Below are 23,619 nucleotides of genomic sequence, written 5' to 3'. Positions count from 1 at the left end.
TGGGTTCCTCAGCCGGTGACCGGCAAAATTTCGCTGACCCGCCAGTAGCCGTCCACAGCCAGCAGGACCACATGGAGCCGTTGACTGCCCCGCTCCGGGGCACTTGACAGCACGGCACCGCTGGCATCGACTTCCCGATAGTCGGAGGTAGCTGCCGTCACGGCGACCACAGCTCGTGCATCAGTGGCAGCTCCCACTAGGAACGCATCGCTGATGGAGCTGGTGAAGCCGTCGAGTCGCTGCCCGGACGCCACCAGTCTCGCCATGAACGCGTCATCGGCAGCCGCGGCAGCCGATCCTGCGACGTTGACCTCGGCGAGCAATTCCGGGTTTCCTTTCCGGAGAGCTCCGTCCCGGAGTGCGGAGAGCCCACTAACCGCAAGGACAGGATCAGCCGACGCGGCGGCCGCCTTGACCCTGGCCAACTCCGTCGATTCTGCCGTAGCTGATTCACCGCCGTTGACCGTCTCGCTCAACGCGGCGGGGACACTACCGCTCTGTTGGCCGGGAGTGACGGGCTTGGGGCCCCACAGCCACCAGCCGCAGGCAGCAGCCACCACGAGGGTCAACCCGCCCAGGATCGCAGTGATATGCCGAAGTCCAGCCGCCCAACCCCGATAACGCGACGCTGCCCGTCCCTTCGGTTTCGGCACTTCGCTGGCCCGCCTGCCGTGCGCCGGCACGGCATCGGCCGGTGGCTGCCGGGTGAGCAGCCGCCGTCGTGCGTCCTGCCAACGGGCAATCAACGCCGCCCGCCGCGTCGGGACCGGCTCCTGGCGTCGCGTCAGGAGTTGTGGGACCACCGAGGAATGCACTGAGCCGGCCAGGTCCACCGGCCGCGCCGCTGCACTGCGGAAAAGGGCCACGGCGAAGGCGGCAGCAGTGGGCCGTTGCCGACGGTCCTCGTTCAGGCCCGCCTCGAGGGCAGTGACGAGGTCAACTGGCACCTCGGGCACCAGCAAGGGCAACGGGGCGCGGTCTCGGGTGCGGCCGGGGGCAGTCCCCGTGAGGCAGAACCAGCCCAGGGCCGCCAGGGAATAGACGTCGCGTTCTGGCTGCAGTCCGGCGCGGACCACATCCAAGGGTGCCGGATCCACGAAGCCAGCCGTCCCACTCGTAGCGTCCGCTGCCGGCTCGCCGAGCATCCGGGCAACCCCCAGATCAGCCAACAGCGGCTTCCCGTGGGCTGTGAACAGGACATTGCCCGGCGACACGTCGCCATGGGTGAAACCTTTTCCGTGCAGGTAGGCCAACGCCTGGGCAAGAGGGGTCAGGACGGTGACCGTCTCACCCACACTGATCTGCGTCCGGGCCGACAGGAGCGCTGCCAGCGATCCACCAGGAGCGTAATCCATGAGCAACCCCACGGGACCTTGCACCTCACCCTGCCCACCACTCGTGGCCAGTGCGAAATCGTTGACCCGGATGACGCTGCGTGCCTTGACCAGATGGGCGTGATCGAGGACTGACAGGATACGGACTTCGCGTCGGATGGCGTCCTCGTCAGCTCGCCCGGTTTCGGGTCTGCCTGCCGCATCGAAGCATTTGAGGGCATACTCCTGGCGGGTCCGCTGATCCTGGACCAGCCAGACGCTGGCGCTTCCGCCGCGACCTAACCTGCGCCCCACGTCATAACCAGCCGCCGTCGGCCGTTCCTCTTCCGCCATGACCTATTTCTAGTCCAAAACGCGCAACGCTGCAGAAGTTATCCACAGGCAGCCCCCTGCCTGCCGATGATGACTGCCCGGAGCGGTGAGCTTAAGCACTAAATCATGTCTGGCCGCAGCAGAGGTCTAAGCTGTTCAGCATGACTCTTCAGTTTTCACAGCTGGGTCTGGCACCGGATTTCATCGACTACGCGAGTGGTTGGAAAATCCAGGCCGAACTCCATGACAAAGTTGTCGCCGGAACGGCGCCCAGCACCGTCCTGTACCTTGAACACGCAGCCGTGTACACGGCAGGCAAACGCACCGAGGACCACGAACGGCCCTTCGACGGCACTCCCGTGGTGGCGGTAGATCGCGGCGGTAAGCTCACGTGGCACGGCCCCGGCCAGCTGGTTGCCTATCCCATCATCAAACTCAAGCACCGAGCCGGCATCCGGGACTACGTGGAACGGCTCGAGGCCGTCATTATCGCGGTCCTCGCCGATTACGGCATCGCCGCTGTCCGGATCAAGGGCCGGGCCGGCGTCTGGCTCGAAGCGGATGCCAAAGGTCCGGACCGAAAAATTGCCGCCATCGGAATTCGTGTCCATGAGGGCGTCACCATGCATGGCTTCGCCATCAACTGCAACAACGATCTCGCCCCCTACGCGCAGATCATCGCCTGCGGGATCACCGACGCCAGCGTGACCACCATCGCGGCGGAGATTGGCCGCGATGTCGCACCAGCAGACCTCGTTGACAGGATCACCGAGGAACTGCGCAAGAATGAAGACGCACTAGTCGCCACCCCAGAAGGAGCATTACTTTGACACTGGCACCCGAAGGCCGGAAGATGCTCCGGATCGAACAGCGCAACGCGGCAGTTCCCGTCGAGCGCAAGCCGGACTGGATCAAGGCAAAGGTCCAGATGGGCCCGGAGTTCGTCCAACTCAAGAACCTGGTCAAAAAAGAAGGCCTCCACACGGTCTGTGAAGAAGCTGGTTGCCCCAACATCTTTGAATGTTGGGAAGACAAGGAAGCTACCTTCCTCATCGGCGGCTCCGAATGCACCCGCCGCTGCGATTTCTGCCAGATCGACACCGGCAAACCCTCCCCCGTTGACATGTTCGAGCCCACCAAGGTGGCCCGCTCCGTCCAGGCGATGCAGTTGCGCTACGCCACCGTGACCGGCGTGGCCCGAGATGACCTTGCGGACGAGGGCGTCTGGCTCTACGCCGAGACGGTCCGTAAGATCCACGAGCTGAACCCCGGCACCGGCGTCGAACTCCTTATTCCCGACTTCTCCGGACGTCCGGAGCACATCGCGGCGATCTGCGATTCGAAGCCTGAAGTGTTTGCGCACAACGTTGAAACGGTCCCCCGGATCTTCAAGCGCATCCGCCCGGCGTTCCGGTACGAACGTTCCCTCGACGTCATCACGCAGGGCCGCAAACTCGGCATGGTCACCAAGTCCAACCTGATCCTGGGCATGGGTGAGACCCGCGAGGAAATCTCTGAAGCACTCCGCGACCTGCACGAGGCTGGCTGCGACCTCATCACCATCACCCAGTACCTGCGCCCCTCGGAGCGGCACTTGCCGGTGGATCGCTGGGTCAAGCCGCAGGAATTCGTTGACTTGCAGAATGAGGCCGACGAAATCGGCTTCCTGGGAGTCATGTCCGGCCCGTTGGTGCGGTCTTCCTACCGCGCCGGCCGCCTCTGGGCCACCGCCATGCGGAAGAAGGGGTGGGAGATTCCCGCCCAGCTGGCCCACATCGAGAGCTCAGGCAGCACCCGGCAGGAAGCCAGCTCACTCCTGGCCGCGCATTCCTGATCAGTAGTTAAGAGCAGGTCCTTAAGGCCGGACGCCGCAGGATATTGGCGTCCGGCCTTTGGCGTCTGGTCACGTAGAATTGAGGAACTATGGCGAAATCCACTGACTCCAGCAACCCCACCGCGGCATCCCGCGCTCCCAAGCGCGGCCTTTTCTCTCGCAAGCCGAAAGAACCCAAGGTCAAGAAGCCAAGCCGCCTCAAGCAAATCGCCGAGGTCTTCACCATGACCCGGCGCCACGACCCCATGGCGCCGTGGCTCATGCTGCTGGTGTTCCTCGGTGTCGTCGCTGCAGGCCTCCTGGTGGGCTTCCTGCTGGACAACTGGATTACCGGCCTCATCATCGGCATCATGCTTGGCCTGCTGGGAGCCACCCTCATCTTGTCCCGCCGCGCCGAGCGGGCCGCGTTCGCGCAGATCGAGAACCAGCCGGGCGCCTCTGGCGCAGCGCTGGGCACCCTCCGCCGTGGCTGGATCACCGAAGACCAGCCAGTCTCCGTCAACCCCCGCACCCAGGACGCCGTGTTCCGCGCCATTGGCCGTCCCGGCGTCATCCTGGTCAGCGAAGGCCCCACGCACCGGGTCAAGCCGCTCATTGACGCCGAGCGCAAGCGCCTGACGCGCATCCTCCCCAACGTCACCATCCACGTGATTGAAAGCGGCCGTGGCGAGGGCCAGGTGCCCATCAGCCAGGTAGCCAAAAAGATGGGCAAGATGAAGAAGGAACTCACCAAGCTGGAGGTCAACACGGTCTCTAAGCGAATCTCGTCGCTGGGAAACCGGCTTCCTATCCCCAAGGGCATTGACCCCTACAAAGCCCGCCCCAACCGCGGACGCTAAATCGTCGGACGCCCCGGTCCCGGCTACAGCCGGCGCCGGGGCGTTCTTTTTTGCCCAACACCCCGCACCGACAGGACATCGACATGACCGCCAAGACCATCGTGATCCGCGCCTTCAAGATCCTTGCCATTGCCGAAGCCTTCAGCTGGGCAGCCCTCCTGACCGGCATGTACTTCAAATGGATCGCTGGCACCACCGAAATCGGAGTGGAAATCGCTGGACCGATTCACGGCGCCCTCTTCGTGGCCTACGGTGTGGCGGCTCTCGTCTTATGGCGCCTGCAGCGGTGGCCGTTCATCGTGGCGCTCTTTGCCGGCCTCTCCGCGGTCTTCCCCTTCGCCACCATTGCGTTCGAACGCTGGGCTGGCCGCAGGGGTTACCTCACTGCTGCGCCCGCAACTGAGCTGGCTAATGAGCTGGAGTCGACCCGAGCCTAGGCTCCCAACCCTCCCGGAGATCTGACGGGCAGACGGCCAACCCTCCCGGACATTTGATTGGAGTCATGACCCTTATCTAGATATCTCCGGGAGCGTTTCAGGTTTAGGCGCGAAAGCTCCGGGACGGATGCCGGTTTGGCCGCGAAAGCTCCGGGACGGATGCCGGCTCGGGCGCGAAAGCTCCGGGAGGGATGACGGTTCCGGCGCGAAAGCTCCGGGAGGGGTGGACTAGCGCCGGACCAACAGGGTATTCATGGCGCGGTCGTGCAGGCCGCGCTGGTCTGGGTCGAAGATGACGGCAGGAATGACCAGGCAAAGGAGCAGGGCGCGCAACAGCCCTGCAAGTGGGCCTGGTGCACCGCCCCCGCGTCGGATGACGTGGATGCCAAGGGCACGGTGACCAATGCTGTAGCCGAGCGTGCCGACCAAGATGGTCTGTTCGATGGCGAAGATCGCCAGGGTGGCCCAGGAGTCGCCGCCAAACGCGAAGTTGCTGATCAGGAGCGCAATGGTCCAATCGATAATGATCGCCGCAATCCGGCGGCCGGCCCTCGCCATGGACCCCGGACCAGATTCGGGCAGTCCGAGCCGAGCACCGGGGTACCGGGAAATGCCGGAGGTGTCTGGCCCGCTGAGCCACGAGCCGATGTCTTTACGATCTACCACCACCCCAGTTTACCGGCCCTGCCGGGGTGGCAGATCACGCCAATTCCCGGTCGCAACATTGCCGCGAACTGTCAACTGGTCGGGAGTGGCGGCGCGGGAACCCGCTAGGGTGGAAGCAGGCCGGGCAATCTGTAACCTGCCCGAAACAATACGGACACGGCCGAGAAATGCCGTGTCCATAGGCTGTTAGCAGGTTTCAAGCAATACCTTCGAGCAGGGACGCGAGATGGCATCCCTGCTTTCAGATTGCGCTGGATCGGCTGGCCACCAGCCACATACACATATGCGTTAGGAGCATAGATGTTCAAGAATGCGGACGAAGTCCTCAAGTTCATCAAGGACGAAGATGTTAAATTCGTCGATATCCGCTTCACGGATCTCCCGGGCCTACAGCAGCACTTCAACGTTCCCGCAAAGAGCGTCGACGCTGAATTCTTCATCAACGGGCAGCTCTTTGACGGCTCCTCCATCCGCGGCTTCCAGGGCATCGCCGAGTCTGACATGCAGCTCATCCCGGACGTCACCACTGCGTTCATCGACGCGTTCCGCATGGAGAAGACCCTTGCGCTGAACTTCTCGATTGTGAACCCCCGCACGGGAGACCCGTACCACCGCGATCCTCGCGGCGTGGCCGAGAAGGCTGAAGCGTACCTGTCCTCCACCGGCATCGCCGACACCGCGTTCTTCGCTCCCGAAGCCGAATTCTTCGTCTTCGACGACATCCGCTACGAGTCCACCCCCCAGGGCAGCTTCTACAAGATCGACTCAGAAGAAGCGCACTGGAACACCGGCCGCAAGGAAGAGGGTGGAAACCTCGGCTACAAGACCCCCGTCAAGGGCGGCTACTTCCCGGTTTCCCCCACGGACAAGCAGGCTGACCTGCGCGACGCCATGTGCGTAGCGTTGGACGAAGCTGGCCTTGAGGTTGAGCGCAGCCACCACGAAGTCGGTTCGGCCGGCCAGGCTGAGATCAACTACAAGTTCACCACGCTGACCCACGCTGCTGATGACCTGCAGAAGTTCAAGTACGTCATCAAGAACACGGCAGATGCCTGGGGCAAGTCGGTCACCTTCATGCCGAAGCCTGTCTTCGGCGACAACGGCTCAGGCATGCACTGCCACCAGTCGCTGTGGACCAAAGGCGAACCGCTGTTCTACGACGAAAAGGGCTACGCCGGACTCTCCGACACCGCCCGCTGGTACATCGGTGGCCTGCTGAAGCACTCCTCGGCAGTCCTCGCCTTCACCAACCCGACGGTCAACTCGTACCGCCGCCTGGTCAAGGGCTTCGAAGCTCCGGTCAACATGGTCTACTCGCAGGGCAACCGCTCCGCTGGCATCCGGATCCCCATCACAGGTTCCAACCCGAAGGCCAAGCGCATCGAGTTCCGCGCGCCGGACCCCTCCTCCAACCCGTACCTGGCGTTCGCAGCCCAGCTGATGGCCGGCATCGACGGCATCCGCAACCGCATTGAACCGCCGGCTCCGATCGATAAGGACCTCTACGAGCTCCCCGCCGAGGAAGCCAAGGACATCCCCAAGGCTCCGGGCACGCTCGAGGAAGCCCTGGAGGCCCTGCGTGAGGACAATGAGTTCCTGCAGGCCGGTGGCGTCTTCACCCAGGACCTGATCGACACCTGGATCGACTACAAGTACGAGTACGAAATTCGGCCGCTGTCACTGCGCCCGAACCCGTACGAGTTCGAGCTCTACTACGGCGTCTAGTCGAGCCGCAACGCATTAAGAAGGGCTGGCCCCGAGGTGGAAACCTCGGGGCCAGCCCTTTTGCGTGCTCCAGCGCACTGAAATTCCGTAAAGGTGGGAATCCCGTTCCAGACGTGCTGAGACCGGGAACGGGATTCCCTAGCGTTTGCCCCCCGAGACGAAGACAAAATCAGCCTTCCCCCCAACAAGGATAAAGAGCAACACCAATTCACATATTCGACTACTGCGCCCCGGAAGGCAAAACGACTCCAGTCGAAGGTTGGTTGTGCGTCGCAAAGGGGGCAAACATGGTCCGCTGGGGACCTGCCGAACCGCCCAGATACTGGCCGTGATCCACGAATCCCGCCGCAGCATACGCCGCAATCCCGGCTGGGTTGGCTTCGTTGACGGAAAGTACGACGCCGGCCTCCCCGGCCCCAAGCTGACGACTGAGTCGGTGCGCGGTCACCACAGCAGCGGCGGCTGCGGAGCGGCCCAAGCCCTTGCCTTGCTGCCGCTGATCGATCAGGAACCCGCGCAACAACCATGCGGTGTGCTCATTGGCCCATCCTGCCAGCCTGGCGGCACCAGATTGCAGTGTGAGCACTCCCACGGCCTGGCCGTTGGTTTCGATGACGTAGGGCCATCTGCCCGCTTCGGCCAGACCTGTTAACGCCATCCGGAACGGGTCCCCCACGAACCTGTCCTGGCCAGCGGCAAGCTCAAGGCTGGCAACGGCGCCGAGCTGGATGGCCCGGGCGTCGTCGTCGAGGTCGCGGAGGGAGATGAGCCAGGTGTGTGCCGGGATCAGGGCGCGGCGGGCGCGTCAGCACCAGCGGCGTCCCCGTCGGTAGGCGGCCCGGCGGGGTCCATCCAGAAAACCTCCCAGAGGTGACCATCCGGGTCCTGGAAGCTGTGGTTGTACATGAACCCGTGGTCGATGGGCTGTTCGGAGAGCGACCCGCCGTGGGCAAGGGCGGTCTGGACTGCAGTATCCACTGCTTCACGGGTGTCTACCGAGTAGGCGATGATGGCTTCGGCCTTGCCCTCGGTGCTGGCAACGTCCTTGGCGGTGAAGCTGCTGAAGTAGTTCTCCACCAGGAACATGACGTAGGCGTTCTCGTTTACCACCATGCAGGTGGCGTTTTCGTCGGTGAAGTCAGGGTTGAAGGAGAAGCCCAATGCTGTGAAGAAGGTGACGGTCCGGGGCAGGTCCTTGACGGGCAGGTTCAGGAAGAGTTGGTTTGCCATGCGCCAAAACTAACACCAGCCACTGACATGTGTCAGCTGGTCAGTGACCGTAGAAGACCCGCTCAAACACTCCGCGTGCCCGCCGGCTGATGCGCAGGTAGTCCTCCTCCAGGGCTGCCGCGTTGCCTGGTTCGTAGCCGCACCAGCGCGATACCGCTTCGAGATCACGGCGCGAGGAGGGCAGCAGGTCGGAAGCCTTCCCGTTCCAGATGACGTTGGCGGAACGGATCCGGCTCGCTAGTCGCCACGCTTTGATCAGGAGTTCTGCGTCAACCTGGTCCAGCAGTCCCAAGCGGGCTGCCGCCTCCAGCGCGGGGACGGTAGACGTGGTGCGCAGTTCCGGAAGCTGGGCAGCATGCTGGAGCTGCAGAAGCTGGACCAGCCATTCGACGTCACTCAGGCCACCGCGCCCCAATTTCAGGTGCCGGGCGGGGTCGGCGCCGCGGGGCAGCCGTTCGGACTCCACCCGGGCCTTGATGCGGCGGATTTCGCGGAGGTCCTGTTCAGCCACCGCTTCCGGGTACCTGATGGGTTCGATCAGGTCGATGAAGTCAGCTGCCAACGTGTCGTCTCCCGCCATGGGCCGGGCCCGCAGGAGCGCCTGCGCCTCCCAGATGAGGGACCAACGCCGGTAGTACTCGGCAAACGAGTCCAGCGAGCGGACCATGGCACCGTTCTTGCCCTCCGGGCGGAGGTCAGCGTCCATCTGCAGGACCCGCTCGGCCATGATGGCGGGTTTGAGTGGATGGGTCAACAGGCTGGAGACCTTGGCAACGATCCGCAGCGCCTGTTCCTGGGCTTCGGCGTCGGAGAAGCCTGGCCGGGCCCGGTGCACGAACATGACGTCGGCGTCGGAACCATAACCAATCTCGCGGCCGCCCTGCCTGCCCATGGCAACCACCACCACTGCTGTCTTGAGTGGTCCAGAAGCCAGCACCACGCTCTCGGCCACCCGAAGCGCGCCAAGCACTGCCGCGCGGTCGGTGTCGGACAAGGCGGCACCCACCTGGTCCTGATCGAGCAGGCCCACCGAGTCGGCGATGGCAATCCGAAGGGTTTCCCGCCGTCGGATCAGCCGGATGAGCCGCATGGCGCTTTCCGGGTCTGCGTGCCGCGACATCTTCGACGTAATCTCGTGCCACTGCGCCTCGAACGAGACCGGCACGAGTTCCTTGTCCTGGCCCAGCCACGCCACCGATTCGGGTGAGACTTCCAGGAGATCGGCGATTAGGCGGGAGTTGGCGAGCATGTGGCACAGCCGCTCTGCAGCGGCGGTGGAGTCGCGCAATAGCCCCAGGTACCAGTGCGTTGTCCCCAGTGCCTCGCTGACCCGGCGAAAAGCCAACAGCCCGGCGTCGGGATCCACGCCTTCGGCCAGCCAGTCGAGCAGGACGGGCAGCAGCTGTCGCTGCAGGGCAGCCCGCCTGCTGACACCGGCCGTGAGCGCCTCAATGTGCCGGAGTGCGCCGGAAGGATCGGAGTAGCCCAGGGCTGCCAATCGGCCCTGCGCCGCCTCGGGCGTGAGCTTGGCGTCCTCGGTGCTGAGCTTGGCGGCCGTGTTGAGGAGGGGCCGGTAGAAGATCCGTTCGTGCAGCTCACGCACCGATCGTTTGGTCTTTTGCCATGCTGCCAACAAGGCATCTGGATGCGGACGCTCGTCCGAGAACGGGCCCAGCACGGCCTTGGCCAGTGCGCGCAGGGCAGGTTCGGCGACGGGCATCAGGTGGGTCCGCCGCAGCTGGAACAACTGGATGCGATGTTCGAGCAGGCGCAGGTAGCGGTAGGCGTTGTCGAAGGCGGCGGCATCCAGCCGGCCAATGTAGCCGCCGTTGGACAGTGCGCTGATGGCTGAGGTGGTGTCGCGGCGCCGCAGCGACTCGTCCGCCTTGCCGTGGACAAGCTGCAGGAGCTGCACCGTGAATTCAACATCCCGCAGCCCGCCACGGCCCAGCTTGATCTGCCGCTGTTCCTCGGCCTTGGGAATGTGATCGGTCACGCGACGGCGCATAGCCTGCACCGACTCCACGAAGCCGTCCCGGCTGGCCGAGGTCCAGATCAGCGGCGCGACGGCCGCTTCGTAGCGTTGGCCCAGCGCGGCGTCACCAGCAATGGTCCTGGCCTTGAGGAGTGCCTGGAACTCCCAGCTTTCCGCCCAGCGGGCGTAGTAGGTTTCGTGCGAGGCGAGCGTCCTGACCAGCGGCCCCGACTTCCCCTCGGGACGCAGGTTGGCGTCCACCTCCCACAGCCCCGGCTCGCGGGCCACACTGGAAATAGCACGGGAAATGCCACTGGCCAGCACGGTCCCGATGGTGTTGGCGCGGGCATCGTCCAGTTCACCGGCATCCACCACGTAGATGACGTCGACGTCGGAAATGTAATTAAGTTCGCGGGCTCCGCATTTGCCCATCCCAATGACGGCGAGGCCCACCTCCGCGACCTCGGTGGCGCTGTGGTGCTCCGCAGCTTCTGCCCGGGCGACGGCCAAGGCAGCCTCGATCGCGGCGCCGGCAAGGTCGGCCAGTTCCGCGCCAACAGCGGGCAGGTAGTCCAGCGGATCAGCGGCGCACAGGTCTTTGACTGCCAAGTCCACCACCCCACGACGGTAGGCAGTCCGCAACGCAACGTAGGCGTCCACCCCTGAAGCCGTGGCGACGGGCCGGGTTGCGCGGGGATCGGCGCCAACGGACTGCAGCAGCCGGGATCGCAGCTCGGCAGGATCAGCGGGCACGGGTTCTGGACTGGGCCGGACCTCGAACGCCTTCAGGTGCTCCGGGTGCCGGATCAGGAACTCTCCCAACGCTTCGGAGGCCCCCAGGACCCGAAACATCGGCTCGCTGGTTTCGGTATCCGCAGCCGCCAGTTCACGCAGGGCAGGGTGCTTTTCGATCAGCCGGACCAGGGACAGCAGCGCAGTGTCGGGACTGGCAGCCATCTGCAAGCCAGCAAGCAGCCGCTCCTCGTCAAGGCCCTCGAGTTCGGGCGCGGCGAGGAACCGGCCGGCCTTCTTCAGGTCGCTGAATCCTACGGTGATGAGGCGGCGAACAAGGCTCACGCCCGGTCCTAGAGGATACCCAGGTTGCGCTGCAGCTCGTAGGGGGTGACCTGGAGCCGGTAGTCCTGCCACTCAGCACGCTTGTTCCGCAGGAAGTGCTCGAAAACCTGTTCGCCAAGGATCTGCGGCATGAGTTCGGAGTCTTCCATCGAGCGAATGGCGTCGTGCAGGCTGGCAGGCAGGGGGTCGTGGCCCATGGCGCGGCGCTCCGCAGAGCTGAGCGACCAGACATCGTCCTCAGCGGCTGCCGGCAGTTCGTAGCCTTCCTCGATGCCCTTGAGCCCCGCACCCAGCAACACGGCGTAGGCCAGGTACGGGTTTGCTGCCGAGTCGATGCCGCGGTACTCGATGCGGGCCGACTGGCCCTTGCCCGGCTTGTACAGCGGCACGCGCACCAGCGCTGACCGGTTGTTGTGGCCCCAGCTCAGGTAGCTTGGCGCCTCGCCGCCGCCCCAGAGCCGCTTGTAGGAGTTCACGAACTGGTTGGTGACAGCAGTGAACTCGGGGGCGTGCTTGAGGATACCGGCAATGAACTGGCGGGCTGTGGAGGACAGTTGGAACTCCGCCCCGCCTTCGTAGAATGCGTTGGCGTCGCCCTCAAACAGGGAGAAGTGCGTGTGCATGCCGGAACCGGGGTGGTCGGTGAAGGGCTTGGGCATGAACGTGGCGTAGGTACCCTGCTGCAGGGCGACTTCCTTGATGACCGTGCGGAAGGTCATGATGTTGTCGGCTGTCTGCAGCGCATCTGCGTAGCGCAGGTCGATCTCGTTCTGACCGGGGCCAGCCTCATGGTGGCTGAACTCCACGGAGATACCCACCGATTCGAGCATGGTGACGGCGGTCCGGCGGAAGTCCTGCGCCACGCCACCGGGGACGTGGTCAAAGTAGCCGCCCTCATCCACAGGCACGGGCGAACCGTCCGGGCCGGGCTGCTGCGACTTGAGCAGATAGAACTCGATTTCGGGGTGCGTGTAGCAGGTGAAGCCCATGTCTGCGGCCTTGGCGAGGGTGCGCTTGAGGACATTCCGGGGGTCCGCCGCGGACGGCTCGCCGTCCGGGGTGAGGATGTCGCAGAACATCCGCGACGTCTGTTCGGTCTCGCCGCGCCAGGGCAGGATCTGGAAGGTCGAGGGGTCCGGCTGGGCCAACATGTCGGATTCGAAGACGCGGGCCAGTCCCTCAATAGCGGAGCCGTCGAAGCCAAGACCCTCTTCGAACGCCCCCTCGACCTCGGCGGGCGCCAGGGCCACCGACTTGAGCGAGCCCACGACGTCGGTGAACCACAACCGCACAAATCGTACGTCGCGTTCTTCGATGGTGCGCAGGACAAACTCTTGCTGGCGGTCCATGAGGCCTCTTTCCGGTCAACGTCCATAGCTCCGGGCCCGCGAGAAAGGGAAAGCCGGCAGCAGTTCATCAACACTGTACTAAGCATTCGACGGCGGCGCTGAAGCCGCGGGGCGACGTAACCCAGCGTTTACATCGGCGACCTCGCCTACACCTGCCCAGGCCCCGCCGTCGCGGTCCCGCAGGCGGTGGGTACGTGATGCGGATCACCGCCCCGGTTGTGGACGATTATGGCCCCGGCGGCAGCGGCACCAGTACGCTCGTGGCATGGAACCCAGCACTCACCCCGGCTCAACTGCCTCTGCTGAACAGCCCGCTCCCTACGGGACAGGGCCTGGCAAGGACGCCGCTGCAGCGATCCGCAAGCCCGCGAAGGTGCGGATCCACCACCTCCAGCAGGCCAAGGACGAGGGCACCAAATTTGCCATGCTGACCGCCTATGAACAGTATTCGGCCGAAATCTTCGACGAGGCCGGCATTGAAGTACTCCTGGTGGGCGATTCGGCGTCGAACAATGTCTTTGGCAACGAAACCAGCCTTCCCGTCACCGTCGACGAGCTGCTGCCCCTTTGCCGGGCGGTGGCGCGGTCCGCCAAGCGGGCCCTGATCGTGGCGGACCTGCCCTTCGGCAGCTATGAGGTCTCGGCCGAACAGGCGGTGGCAACGGGTGTCCGCTTCCTCAAGGAAGGCCTGGCGCACGCCGTCAAGATCGAAGGTACTGCCTACTACGCTGAGACCGTCAAGGCGATGGTGCAGGCTGGCATTCCCGTCATGGCGCACATCGGCTTCACCCCGCAAAGCGAACACTCCCTGGGCGGCTACCGGGTCCAGGGCCGCGGCGATGACGCCCAGCGCCTCATCGACGACGCCTTAGCACTGGCCGACGCCGGCGCCTTCAGCATCCTGATGGAAATGGTTCCAGCGGACACGGCAGCGGCCGTGGATGCCGCCGTCGGCGTTCCCACCGTGGGGATCGGCGCTGGCGCGGCGACCACGGGACAGGTCCTGGTCTGGTCAGACATGGCAGGGCTTCGCGGCGGCAAGATGGCCAAGTTCGTCAAGCAGTACGCGGACCTGCGTGGCACCCTGCTGGCCGCTGCTGCGGAGTACGGCGAGGACGTGCGGACCGGCCAGTTCCCCGGCCCTGAGCACTCCTTCTAGCCTCCTGCAAGTCGAGTCCGCCCTCGCCAGCGGCGGGCACGCCTAGTTGTCGTCCTGCTTATCCCACTGCTCGTTGCGGGCGCGGACCTTTTCCAATGCGTGTTCGGCTTCCTCCCGGGTGGGGTAGGGGCCAATGAGTTGGCTCCAGTCGGACTGCCGGTCCTCTTCGATCTCGTGCGTGGTGATGTTGTACCAAAACTCGCTCATGCCACTCCCCTGTCCGATGACGGGCAACCATCCGTGGTGTGGCCTGCGTAACGTTTATTCTTACGCGGGTCACGGGGACGTCCTGTTGCCAGCCGTTCTGCACTGCCTTATATGATCAATCTATGCCTTCCCTTGCCTCTACTGCACCCATCGGCACCCTCACTCCGGGAACCATCGGTCCGCAGCGTTCCGTTCCGGCAGCTATCCCCCGGCCGGAGTACGTAGGCAAGCCTGGACCGGCTAAATTTACCGGCTCCGAGGTGAAGTCCGCCGAAACGGTAGAAAAGATCCGGTTGGCTGGAAAGATCGCGGCGCAGGCCATCGTGGAGGTGGGCAAGCATATTGTCCCCGGCGTCACCACAGATGAACTGGACCAGGTGGGTCACGAGTTCCTTCTGGATCATCACGCCTACCCGTCCACCCTTGGCTACCGCGGCTTTCCCAAGTCGCTCTGTTCGTCGCTGAACGAGGTCATCTGCCACGGCATCCCGGACAGCACGGTGGTCCAGGACGGCGACATCATCAACATTGACATCACCGCGTTCATCAACGGCGTCCACGGCGACACCAATTCCACCTTCACCGTGGGTGACGTGGATGAAGACTCCAGGCTCTTGGTGGAACGGACCCAGGAATCCTTGAATCGGGCCATCAAAGCGGTGGCACCCGGCCGTGAAATCAACGTCATTGGCCGCGCCATCCAGTCCTACGCCAAGCGGTTCAACTACGGCGTGGTCCGTGATTTCACCGGCCACGGCGTAGGCGAGGCCTTCCACACCGGCCTGATCATCCCGCATTACGATGCGGCTCCCGCCTACAACACCGTCATCGAAACCGGCATGGTCTTCACCATTGAACCGATGCTTACGCTCGGTACCGTGGATTGGGACATGTGGGCTGATGACTGGACAGTGGTCACCAAGGACCGCAGACGCACAGCCCAGTTTGAGCACACCCTGCTCGTCACTGAATCCGGCGCGGAAATCCTGACGCTACCCTGACGGGTCGGACAGGTACCCACTAGCCTGTTGTACCAAGCAACACCCGTGCCCGCGAACCATTCGGGTGCCCCACCATCCCTGCACCTGCCACGAACGGATACCCATTGGCCAAGAAAGACGAGAAGTCGCACAAGAATTCCCCGCTGATCGGCATCGATATCGGTGGTACCGGTATCAAGGGCGGCATTGTGGACATCAAGAAGGGCAAGCTGCTCGGCGAACGGTTCCGGGTGCCCACCCCCCAGCCCGCCACCCCCGAGGCTGTCGCCGAAGTGGTGGCCCAGGTGGTAGCTGAGCTGTCGTCCCGCCCGGAGGCTCCTGCCGCCGACTCGCCGGTTGGTGTGACCTTTCCCGGCATCATCCAACACGGTGTGGTCCACTCCGCAGCCAACGTGGACAAGGAATGGCTGAACACGGACATTGACGCACTCCTGACCAAGCGCCTGGGCCGGCCGGTGGAGGTCATCAACGACGCCGACGCCGCTGGCCTCGCCGAAGCCCGCTATGGCGCCGGCGAAGGCGTAGACGGCACCGTCCTGGTCATCACGCTGGGAACCGGAATCGGTTCAGCCTTCATCTTCGACGGCAAGCTGGTCCCGAACGCCGAACTCGGGCACCTCGAAGTGGACGGCTTCGACGCCGAAAGCAAGGCTTCCGCCGTGGCCCGCGAACGTGACGGCTTGACGTGGGACGAGTACAGCGTCCTGCTGCAGCGCTACTTCTCGCACGTGGAATTCCTCTTTTCCCCCGAGCTCTTCATTGTGGGCGGCGGCATTTCCAAGCGCGCCGACGAGTACCTGCCGAACTTGGACCTTCGCACCAAAATTGTGCCGGCCGAGCTCCGTAACGAAGCCGGCATTGTGGGCGCCGCCCTGGAAATCGCCATCAAGCACAAACTGACCAAGTAGCACCGTGACCGCCGCCCACCACCAGGACGTCCCAGCCGGCAGCGACCGGGATGTCCTGGTGGTGACCGGCGCCAGCAGGGGCATCGGCGCAGCCATTGCGCTCCGGGCGGCCCGTGCGGGGTTCGCGGTGGTGGTCAACAATTCGGCAGATGCCGCGGGGGCTGCCGGGGTGGTCCAGGCAATCACGGACGACGGCGGCACCGCCCTGGCCGTCTGCGCAGACGTCAGCGAACCAGCCGACGTCGTGAGCCTGTTTGACGCCGCGGCACGCCTTGGCCGCGTCTGTGCCGTGGTGAACAACGCTGGCGTGACCGGTGACCACATCGGTACGCTCCTTGACATGAGAGCGGAGAACGTGCGCCGCGTGATGGCGGTCAACGTCACCGGCACGATCTTCGTATGCCAGGAAGCGCTCCGCCGGATCGGCACCACCTTTGGCGGTCCCGGCGGTTCCATCATCAACATTTCGTCCACCGCCACCAAGGCAGGTTCGCCGGGAACGTGGGCGCACTATGCGGCGTCCAAGGGCGCGGTAGACGTCTTGACGATCGGGCTGGCCACTGAAGCTGCCCGCCATGGCGTCCGCGTGAACGCCGTGGCACCTGGCAGCACCAACACCGGGTTGCATGCCGCGGCCGGAATGCCGGACCGGGTGGAACGGCTGAACCCCACCATTCCGCTGGGGCGGGGCGCAGAGCCGGACGAAATCGCCGCCGCCGTGCTGTGGTTGTTGTCCAAAGAGGCCAGCTACATCACCGGGGCTGTCCTGCCTGTGGCTGGCGGCCGCTGAAACTGGGAGTCCTCCCGACCAACGCCCTCAGGCTTGGCTTTTTGCCGAACCGTTGGGGGCTGTAGCGGCGGCCGGCATTTCTTGTTCTGCCTCGTGGCGGAGCAAGGAGATGGCGGACTCGAAGTCCTCCAGAGAATCAAACGCCTGGTAGACGCTGGCGAAGCGCAGGTAGGCCACTTCATCAAGTTTCTGCAGTGGCCCCAGGATGACCAAGCCCACCTCATGGGCTTCGATCTCGGCGGCCCCTGAGGAGCGGATCTGTTCTTCGACTTCCTGGGCGAGGAGCGCCAGGTCGTCTTCGCTGACGGGCCGGCCTTGGCAGGCCTTCCGGACGCCGTTGATGACCTTGCTGCGGCTGAAGGGTTCGCCCACACCCGAGCGTTTCACCACGGAGAGGCTGGTGGTTTCGACAGTGGTGAATCGGCGGCCGCACTCGGAGCATTGCCGACGACGGCGGATGGCGGAACCATCGTCAGTGACCCGGCTGTCCACCACTCTGGAGTCGGGGTTCCGGCAGAACGGACAGTACATGTGCGCCTCCCTCTCCCTTGTCTGGACAGCCTACGCGCTCACTTTACGGCCACATCTTGGGTAATCACAATCGTGTCATTACTACATCGTGTGGTCAGTTGTCGGCGAAGCGCGCCGTCACGGCGTCACCGTGGGCGGGCAGATCCTCAGCGCGCGACAGGCTGACAATGTGACCACTGACTTCCGCCAGGGCCGACCTGCTGTAGTTGATGACCTGCACGGCCCGCAGGAACGTGGTGACGTTCAGTCCGGACGAAAACGCAGCGGTCCCGCTGGTGGGCAGGACGTGGTTGGAGCCCGCGCAGTAGTCCCCCAGGCTGACGGGACTGTAGTCGCCCACGAAAATGGCACCGGCGTTCCGGATCCGTGCCGCCACGGCCGCTGCGTCCAGGGTCATGATTTCCAGGTGCTCCGCAGCATAGGCGTCACAGGCGGCGATGCCTTGTTCCAGGTCATCCACCAGGACCACGCCGGATTGCGGACCAGAGAGGGCCATCTGGACTCGAGCGGAGTGCCGCGTCACTGCTGCCTGCCGGTTCAGTTCAACGCGGACGGCGGCGGCAAGGTCAGGGGAATCGGTGATGAGGACCGAGGCGGCCTGCGGATCATGCTCGGCTTGGCTGATGAGGTCTGCAGCCACCAGGTCTGGTTGCGCCGAGGAGTCGGCGAGGATGGCGATCTCTGTGGTGCCGGCTTCGGAATCGATTCCCACCACGCCCTTTACCAGGCGCTTGGCGGTGGCCACGAAGATATTCCCGGGCCCGGTGACCACATCAACGGGCTCCAGCGCCGGACCAGTTGCTGAGGCGGGCACCCCATAGGCAAAAGCAGCAATGGCCTGCGCTCCACCGATCGCGTAGACCTCGGTGATGCCCAACAACGCTGCGGCAGCCAGGATAGTGGGGTGCGGCAGGCCGCCAAACTCCTTCTGCGGCGGGGACGCCAACGCAATCGACACCACGCCGGCAGCCTGCGCCGGAACAACGTTCATGATCACCGAGGACGGGTAGACGGCCAAGCCGCCGGGGACGTAGAGGCCCACCCGGGCCACGGGCACCCAGTTTTGGCTGACGACGGCGCCGTCACCCAAGGCCACATCAACGTTGCGGGGGCGCTGACCCTCGGCAAAGATCCGGGCCCGTTTGATGGATTCCGCCAGCGCCGCCCGCACGGTGGCATCCAGGCTGGCCAGGGCGGCATCAAGTGCTTCCTGCGGAACCAACGGGTGCTGCTGCTCAACGCCGTCGAACGTGGCCGCGAGGTTGGCGATGGCCGCGAAGCCGTCTTGGCGGACAGCGGCAATGATGGCGTGCACCTTTTCCTCGGCGTCAGCCATGGTCCGGCCCTGCGCCCGTGGAACGGCGGCGCGCAGTGCGGCCAGGGACAGTTGCTGGCCGCGCAGGTCAATCGTCCGGAAATCGACGGCAGGGCTGGCGGGTGCGGGGGCGTTCGTAGTGCTCACCCAGCTATTTTACCGGCCACGGCGATACTCTCATCGCCAGCCATCGCCGCACGTGAACTCGCGGGTTTAACGATCTCGAAGACAAACACGCCGATCGCCGTGACGGCCGGCCAGATGAGCAGGACCGGCCAGGCCCGGAGCGAAAACCACACGCTGGGGTTGTAGGAAGGATCCACCGCTGGCCCCCAGAGCGTCCCCGCCAACAGCCCCACCTGGCAGGCCAGCACCGCGCCGCACAGCGCACCCACAAGGCCCACCAGCACCACGCGCGCCGGCTCTGGCTGCCTACGGTCAGCAACGACCACGGCAAGCACACAGCCCGCGACGAGCAGCAGGCCCGCCAACGTGAGGTCCCGGGGCAGCCAAATCATGGGATTGGTGCCCACGGCCAGGGCAGGGTCCCTGGTGATGACGTTCAGCCCGCCGGGCGCCAACAGCCACCAGAGGAGTCCCAGCGGGATTCCCGCGAGAACCGTCACGACAAGGGTCAGCCAGGGTGCGCGGACGGCGCGGCGGCGCGGCGATGTACTCATGCAACAAACCTTAACAAACACCTCCCCCGCCGCCGTCCCGGGACATGGGGCTTCATGAGGTTCGGCCTGCTGGCCACCGCGCCATAGTCTTGAGGCTCAGCAACTTTTTCATCTGTTCAGGAGTTTTCCGTGCCCGAGTCCGATTCGCCGTTCGAAGCAACGTTCAAGCGCATGTTCCGTCGGCACGCTGCCGGTGTCGCCATCATCACGGTGAACTACAAGGACAAGCCCTTCGGCTTCACGGCAACTTCAGTGGCCTCGCTCTCGGCGCAGCCGCCACGGTTCACCTTCAACATGGCCCGGAGCTCGAGTTCGTGGCCGGCGGTGGCCAACGCCACGCACCTGGGCGTGCACATGCTCGGGTTGGAAAACCAGGAACTGGCCGACCGTTTCGCCAAGACCCAGAATCGTTTCGAGGGCGACCACTGGGAAGAGGGCCCGCACGGTGTCCCCGTCCTGAAGAACGTTGCCGGCTGGCTGATCGGCGAAGTCCAGATGCGGCTGTCGTTCGAAAACAACGCCGTGGTGGTCGTCCAGGTGGTTGACGGCGAAGAAGGCAGCGACGGCGTGCCCCTCCTGTACCACGATGGCGCCTACAGCAAACCTGCCCCGCTCGACTACCAAATTTAGGCTACGGCCCTAGGCCGGGGCCGTCATCGTGGCGGCCACAGCCTGGCGCTCAGGCGTCCAGGCAGGCAGGTCCCAGGAGAACTTTCAGGTCGCCAAACAGCGACGGACTGGGGTTGACCCGCAGGTGCACGGGGAGGCCCATGACCTCGGTCCGGGTATCGCCCTGCAGGTGCAGGCGCACCTCCGAGTTGCCGCGATGGGTCCGGAGCACGTCGCCGAGTTCGGTGACGACGGCCTCGGTGGCCTTGTGCGTGGGCATGGTGATCACCAGCGGTCCGTTGAGTCCTTCGCTGAGGTCCGGCACCGAGAGTTCCATGCAGTTCAAGGCGATTGCGCCGTCGTCCCGCTTCTGCAGCCTGCCCTTGATGACCACGATCAGGTCTTCGGCCAGGACCGAGGCGATGGGTCCGTAGACCTGGCCAAAGAACATGACCTCCATGGAGCCACCCAGGTCTTCGACCTCGGCGCGGGCGTAGGCGTTGCCACTGGCCTTCGCGATCCGGCGACTGAGCGAGGTGATCATCCCGGCGATGGTGATGATGGCGCCGTCGTTCGGGCCGTCGTCGCCCAGGACGGTGGTGATGCTCATCTCGGCGTGCTGGCTGAGGAGGCCCTCGAGGCCCTGGAGCGGGTGGTCGGAGACATAGAGGCCCAGCATGTCGCGTTCAAACGAGAGCTTGTCCTTCTTCTCCCACTCCGGCAAATCCGGAATCTCGATGCTGAGCGACGCTTCTGAATCGGCGGCCTCGAACCCCGCGAAAAGGTCAAACTGGCCAATCGCCTCGTTGCGTTTGAGGGTGATGACTGAATCGATGGCCTCTTCGTGGACCATGGCGAGTGCGCGGCGATGGTGGCCCAGCGAATCGAAGGCACCAGACTTGATCAGCGACTCAATGGTCCGCTTGTTGCAGACCACTGCCGGTACCTTCATCAGGTAGTCCTTGAAGGAGGTGTAGGCGCCCTCGGTGGTCCGGGCATTGACCATGGCCTCCACGGCGTTCACACCGACGTTGCGGATGGCGCCCATGCCGAAGCGGATGTCGTTGCCCACAGGAGTGAAGTTCAGTGCCGATTCATTCACATCCGGCGGCAGGACGGTGATGCCCATCCGGCGGCACTCGTTGAGGTAGATGGCGGATTTGTCCTTGTCGTCACCCACGGAGGTGAGCAGGGCTGCCATGTATTCCGGGGCGTAGTGCGCCTTGAGATAGGCGGTCCAGTAGGAGATCACGCCGTAGGCCGCTGAGTGGGCTTTATTGAAGGCGTAGTCGGAGAAGGGCAGCAGGATGTCCCAGAGGGTTTTGACGGCGGCCATGGAATAGCCGTTGTCCTGCATGCCCTGGGAGAAGCCGGCAAACTGCTTGTCCAGTTCCGACTTCTTTTTCTTGCCCATGGCGCGGCGGAGGATGTCTGCTTGGCCCAGGGAGTAGCCGGCAAGCTTTTGCGCCACGGCCATGACCTGCTCCTGGTACACAATCAGGCCGTAGGTGCCGCCGAGGATGTCCGCCAGGGGTTCCTTCAGCTCGGGGTGGATGGGGATGACTTCCTGGATCCCGTTTTTCCGCAGGGCGTAGTCGGTGTGGGCGTTGGCGCCCATGGGGCCTGGCCGGTACAGGGCCAGCACGGCGGAGATGTCTTCGAAGTTGTCAGGCTTCATGAGCTTCAGCAACGACCGCATGGGGCCGCCATCCAACTGGAACACTCCCAGCGTGTCGCCGCGGGCCAGGAGCTCGTAGGATCCGACGTCGTCGAGTTCAAGGGTTTCGAGGTCCAGATCCACGCCGCGGTTCATTTTGATGTTTTCCAGGGCATCGGAAATGATCGTCAGGTTCCGCAGGCCCAGGAAGTCCATCTTGATCAAGCCCAGTCCTTCGGACGTGGGGTAATCGAACTGGGTGATGACCTGGCCGTCCTGGAATCGGCGCATCACGGGGATGACGTCGATGATGGGGTCAGAGGACATGATCACGCCGGCAGCGTGGACGCCCCACTGCCGTTTCAGGCCTTCAATGCCGAGTGCCGTTTCGAAGACCTTGGCGGCTTCCGGATCGGTGCCGATCAGCTGCCGGAAGTCCCCGGCTTCGCTGTACCGCTTCGAGTCCTTGTTCTGGATGTCAGCCAGCGGGATGTCCTTGGCCATGACGGCCGGCGGCAGGGCTTTGGTGAGCGTCTCGCCCATGCTGAACGGGTAACCCAGCACGCGGGAGGAATCCTTGAGGGCCTGCTTGGTCTTGATGGTGCCGTAGGTGACGATCATGGCTACCCGCTCGTCGCCGTACTTCCTGGTGACGTAGTCGATCACCTCGGACCGGCGCCGGTCATCGAAGTCGACGTCGAAGTCGGGCATCGAGACGCGGTCCGGGTTGAGGAAGCGCTCGAAGATCAGGCCGTGGTGCAGCGGATCGAGGTCGGTGATGCGCATGGCGTAGGCCACCATGGAGCCTGCACCTGAGCCACGGCCAGGGCCCACCCGGATGCCGTTGTTCTTGGCCCAGTTGATGAAGTCGGCCACCACCAGGAAGTAGCCGGGGAACCCCATCGAGGTGATGACGCCCAGTTCGTAGTCGGCCTGCGCGCGGACCTTGTCCGGGATGCCTTTGGGGTAGCGGTACTGCAGCCCGGCGTCCACCTCTTTGACCAGCCAGGAGGTTTCATCTTCACCCTCCGGGCAGGGGAACCTTGGCATGTAGTTGGCGCCGGTGTTGAAGGAGACTTCGCACCGTTCGGCGATCAGTAGCGTGTTGTCGCAGGCCTCCGGGTGGTCGCGGAAGAGTTCCCGCATTTCCTGCGGCGACTTGAGGTAGTAGCCGCTGCCTGAGAACGCGAAGCGCGAGCCGCCGTTGTCATAGGTGGGTTCCAGCAGCGTGGACCCGGATTGGATGGCGAGGAGTGCCTCGTGGGCCTTCGCGTCGTGTTCGTGCGTGTAGTGAAGGTCGTTGGTGGCCACCAACGGCAAGTTGAGGTCTTTGGCGAGCCGCAGCAGGTCTCCGGTGACGCGGCGCTCGATGTCCAGGCCGTGGTCCATCAGCTCGCAGAAATAGTTTTCCGCACCGAAGATGTCCCGGAACTCAGCTGCCGCTTCCAGGGCTTCCCGGTACTGCCCCAGCCGCAGCCGGGTCTGGACCTCACCGGACGGGCAGCCGGTGGTGGCGATCAGGCCCTCGGAGTACGTGTTGAGCAGCTCGCGGTCCAGCCGTGGCCACTTGCCGAAGACCGAGTCCAGGGATGCCAGGGAGGACGCCCGGAACAGGTTGCGCATGCCCACGTTGTTGTAGCTGAGCAGCGTCATGTGGGTGTAGGAGCCACCGCCGGACACGTCGTCTTTCCGCTGGTTTTCCTCGCCCCAGCGGACGCGGGTCTTGTCACCGCGGGCCGTTCCGGGGGTGACGTAGGCTTCCACGCCGATGATGGGCTTGATGCCCTTGTCCGTTGCCTTCCGCCAGAAATCAAAGGCCCCGAAAAGGTAGCCGTGATCGGTGGTGGCCAGCGCCGGCATTCCCAACCGCTCGGTCTCATCGAAGAGTTCTCCGAGGCGGGCCGCTCCATCCAGCATGGAGTATTCGGTGTGGGTGTGCAGGTGGACAAATGAATCATTGCTGGAAGTCACCGGACCATTCTAC

21 protein-coding genes are annotated in these 23,619 nt (G+C 64.4%); 10 read left to right on the top strand and 11 right to left on the bottom strand.

The window, feature by feature from the left end:
• Nucleotides 1–8: 8 nt before the first annotated feature.
• A complete protein-coding gene (locus PSET11_RS15630) occupies nt 9–1,667 on the bottom strand; it encodes a serine/threonine-protein kinase (RefSeq protein ID WP_124093253.1) in 1,659 nt (552 codons plus the stop codon).
• 140 nt (nt 1,668–1,807) lie between these two features.
• On the opposite strand from PSET11_RS15630, the gene lipB reads away from it, so the two are divergent.
• From lipB to PSET11_RS15610, 4 genes are all read left to right on the top strand, one after another.
• Complete coding sequence (gene lipB / locus PSET11_RS15625) at nt 1,808–2,476, top strand: lipoyl(octanoyl) transferase LipB (protein ID WP_124093252.1); 669 nt, start codon at nt 1,808–1,810, stop codon at nt 2,474–2,476.
• Entirely contained in the window at nt 2,473–3,480 is a 1,008-nt protein-coding gene (gene lipA, locus PSET11_RS15620; protein ID WP_124093251.1) for a lipoyl synthase, read from the top strand. The genes lipB and lipA overlap by 4 nt, the downstream gene beginning before the upstream one ends.
• Before the next feature lie 89 nt (nt 3,481–3,569).
• Nucleotides 3,570–4,319, top strand: a complete 750-nt coding sequence (locus PSET11_RS15615; protein ID WP_124093250.1) for a DUF4191 domain-containing protein — start codon at nt 3,570–3,572, stop codon at nt 4,317–4,319.
• Between the two features lie 83 nt (nt 4,320–4,402).
• Complete coding sequence (locus PSET11_RS15610; protein WP_124093249.1) at nt 4,403–4,756, top strand: DUF3817 domain-containing protein; 354 nt, start codon at nt 4,403–4,405, stop codon at nt 4,754–4,756.
• Nucleotides 4,757–4,984: 228 nt separating this feature from the next.
• Here PSET11_RS15610 and PSET11_RS15605 read toward each other — a convergent pair whose 3' ends face one another.
• A complete protein-coding gene (locus PSET11_RS15605; protein WP_124093248.1) occupies nt 4,985–5,422 on the bottom strand; it encodes an RDD family protein in 438 nt (145 codons plus the stop codon).
• 300 nt (nt 5,423–5,722) lie between these two features.
• On the opposite strand from PSET11_RS15605, the gene glnA (PSET11_RS15600) reads away from it, so the two are divergent.
• A complete protein-coding gene (glnA, locus tag PSET11_RS15600; protein WP_124093247.1) occupies nt 5,723–7,147 on the top strand; it encodes a type I glutamate--ammonia ligase in 1,425 nt (474 codons plus the stop codon).
• Nucleotides 7,148–7,367: 220 nt separating this feature from the next.
• On the opposite strand, the gene PSET11_RS15595 is transcribed toward glnA (PSET11_RS15600), so the two are convergent.
• The 4 genes from PSET11_RS15595 to glnA (PSET11_RS15580) are packed head-to-tail and all read right to left on the bottom strand — an operon-like array spanning nt 7,368 to nt 12,778.
• Entirely contained in the window at nt 7,368–7,934 is a 567-nt protein-coding gene (locus tag PSET11_RS15595) for a GNAT family N-acetyltransferase (protein WP_124093246.1), read from the bottom strand.
• A complete protein-coding gene (locus PSET11_RS15590) occupies nt 7,934–8,377 on the bottom strand; it encodes a VOC family protein (protein ID WP_124093245.1) in 444 nt (147 codons plus the stop codon). The genes PSET11_RS15595 and PSET11_RS15590 overlap by 1 nt, the downstream gene beginning before the upstream one ends.
• A 40-nt stretch (nt 8,378–8,417) precedes the next feature.
• Nucleotides 8,418–11,429, bottom strand: coding sequence for a bifunctional [glutamine synthetase] adenylyltransferase/[glutamine synthetase]-adenylyl-L-tyrosine phosphorylase (locus PSET11_RS15585; protein WP_124093244.1), 3,012 nt, complete (start codon nt 11,427–11,429; stop codon nt 8,418–8,420).
• Nucleotides 11,430–11,437: 8 nt separating this feature from the next.
• Nucleotides 11,438–12,778, bottom strand: a complete 1,341-nt coding sequence (gene glnA, locus PSET11_RS15580) for a type I glutamate--ammonia ligase (RefSeq protein WP_124093243.1) — start codon at nt 12,776–12,778, stop codon at nt 11,438–11,440.
• 265 nt (nt 12,779–13,043) lie between these two features.
• On the opposite strand from glnA (PSET11_RS15580), the gene panB reads away from it, so the two are divergent.
• Complete coding sequence (panB, locus tag PSET11_RS15575; RefSeq protein ID WP_124093242.1) at nt 13,044–13,937, top strand: 3-methyl-2-oxobutanoate hydroxymethyltransferase; 894 nt, start codon at nt 13,044–13,046, stop codon at nt 13,935–13,937.
• Nucleotides 13,938–13,979: 42 nt separating this feature from the next.
• On the opposite strand, the gene PSET11_RS15570 is transcribed toward panB, so the two are convergent.
• A complete protein-coding gene (locus PSET11_RS15570; RefSeq protein WP_124093241.1) occupies nt 13,980–14,144 on the bottom strand; it encodes an SPOR domain-containing protein in 165 nt (54 codons plus the stop codon).
• Nucleotides 14,145–14,266: 122 nt separating this feature from the next.
• Between PSET11_RS15570 and map the strand changes: the two genes are divergently transcribed.
• The 3 genes from map (at nt 14,267) to PSET11_RS15555 (ending at nt 16,843) form a co-directional block, all read left to right on the top strand.
• On the top strand, nt 14,267–15,145 hold the full coding sequence (gene map / locus PSET11_RS15565) for a type I methionyl aminopeptidase (RefSeq protein WP_124093240.1): 879 nt from the start codon (nt 14,267–14,269) through the stop codon (nt 15,143–15,145).
• A 104-nt stretch (nt 15,146–15,249) separates the two neighbouring features.
• Nucleotides 15,250–16,053, top strand: coding sequence for a polyphosphate--glucose phosphotransferase (ppgK, locus tag PSET11_RS15560; protein WP_124093239.1), 804 nt, complete (start codon nt 15,250–15,252; stop codon nt 16,051–16,053).
• A 4-nt stretch (nt 16,054–16,057) separates the two neighbouring features.
• A complete protein-coding gene (locus PSET11_RS15555; protein WP_124093238.1) occupies nt 16,058–16,843 on the top strand; it encodes an SDR family oxidoreductase in 786 nt (261 codons plus the stop codon).
• Nucleotides 16,844–16,870: 27 nt separating this feature from the next.
• On the opposite strand, the gene nrdR is transcribed toward PSET11_RS15555, so the two are convergent.
• From nrdR to PSET11_RS15540, 3 genes are all read right to left on the bottom strand, one after another.
• Entirely contained in the window at nt 16,871–17,374 is a 504-nt protein-coding gene (gene nrdR / locus PSET11_RS15550) for a transcriptional regulator NrdR (protein WP_124093237.1), read from the bottom strand.
• Nucleotides 17,375–17,468: 94 nt separating this feature from the next.
• The gene (gene hisD / locus PSET11_RS15545) at nt 17,469–18,836 is read right to left on the bottom strand and encodes a histidinol dehydrogenase (protein WP_124093236.1); all 1,368 of its coding nucleotides are present in this window, start codon (nt 18,834–18,836) and stop codon (nt 17,469–17,471) included.
• A complete protein-coding gene (locus PSET11_RS15540; protein WP_124093235.1) occupies nt 18,833–19,369 on the bottom strand; it encodes a hypothetical protein in 537 nt (178 codons plus the stop codon). Before PSET11_RS15540 ends, hisD begins: the two co-directional genes overlap by 4 nt.
• Before the next feature lie 171 nt (nt 19,370–19,540).
• Here PSET11_RS15540 and PSET11_RS15535 point away from each other — a divergent pair, with 171 nt between their 5' ends.
• Nucleotides 19,541–19,999, top strand: coding sequence for a flavin reductase family protein (locus PSET11_RS15535; RefSeq protein WP_377946755.1), 459 nt, complete (start codon nt 19,541–19,543; stop codon nt 19,997–19,999).
• A 49-nt stretch (nt 20,000–20,048) separates the two neighbouring features.
• Here the strand turns inward: PSET11_RS15535 and dnaE are convergent, their stop codons facing one another.
• The gene (dnaE, locus tag PSET11_RS15530; protein ID WP_124093233.1) at nt 20,049–23,606 is read right to left on the bottom strand and encodes a DNA polymerase III subunit alpha; all 3,558 of its coding nucleotides are present in this window, start codon (nt 23,604–23,606) and stop codon (nt 20,049–20,051) included.
• Nucleotides 23,607–23,619: the final 13 nt, after the last annotated feature.

It is taken from the genome of Arthrobacter ulcerisalmonis (assembly GCF_900609065.1).
Taxonomy (GTDB): Bacteria; Actinomycetota; Actinomycetes; order Actinomycetales; family Micrococcaceae; genus Arthrobacter; species Arthrobacter ulcerisalmonis.
Note: the sequence above shows the minus strand (reverse complement) of the source record. Positions and strands in the feature narration are given on the sequence as shown.

Excerpts from the sequence above, each read along its gene's own strand:
- PSET11_RS15630 (WP_124093253.1), bottom strand. The coding sequence starts at position 1,667 with ATGGCGGAAGAGGAACGGCCGACGGCGGCTGGTTATGACGTGGGGCGC.
- lipB (WP_124093252.1), top strand. The coding sequence starts at position 1,808 with ATGACTCTTCAGTTTTCACAGCTGGGTCTGGCACCGGATTTCATCGAC.
- PSET11_RS15615 (WP_124093250.1), top strand. The coding sequence starts at position 3,570 with ATGGCGAAATCCACTGACTCCAGCAACCCCACCGCGGCATCCCGCGCT.
- PSET11_RS15610 (WP_124093249.1), top strand. The coding sequence starts at position 4,403 with ATGACCGCCAAGACCATCGTGATCCGCGCCTTCAAGATCCTTGCCATT.
- glnA (WP_124093247.1), top strand. The coding sequence starts at position 5,723 with ATGTTCAAGAATGCGGACGAAGTCCTCAAGTTCATCAAGGACGAAGAT.
- PSET11_RS15590 (WP_124093245.1), bottom strand. The coding sequence starts at position 8,377 with ATGGCAAACCAACTCTTCCTGAACCTGCCCGTCAAGGACCTGCCCCGG.
- glnA (WP_124093243.1), bottom strand. The coding sequence starts at position 12,778 with ATGGACCGCCAGCAAGAGTTTGTCCTGCGCACCATCGAAGAACGCGAC.
- panB (WP_124093242.1), top strand. The coding sequence starts at position 13,044 with ATGGAACCCAGCACTCACCCCGGCTCAACTGCCTCTGCTGAACAGCCC.
- PSET11_RS15570 (WP_124093241.1), bottom strand. The coding sequence starts at position 14,144 with ATGAGCGAGTTTTGGTACAACATCACCACGCACGAGATCGAAGAGGAC.
- map (WP_124093240.1), top strand. The coding sequence starts at position 14,267 with ATGCCTTCCCTTGCCTCTACTGCACCCATCGGCACCCTCACTCCGGGA.
- nrdR (WP_124093237.1), bottom strand. The coding sequence starts at position 17,374 with ATGTACTGTCCGTTCTGCCGGAACCCCGACTCCAGAGTGGTGGACAGC.
- PSET11_RS15540 (WP_124093235.1), bottom strand. The coding sequence starts at position 19,369 with ATGAGTACATCGCCGCGCCGCCGCGCCGTCCGCGCACCCTGGCTGACC.
- PSET11_RS15535 (WP_377946755.1), top strand. The coding sequence starts at position 19,541 with ATGTTCCGTCGGCACGCTGCCGGTGTCGCCATCATCACGGTGAACTAC.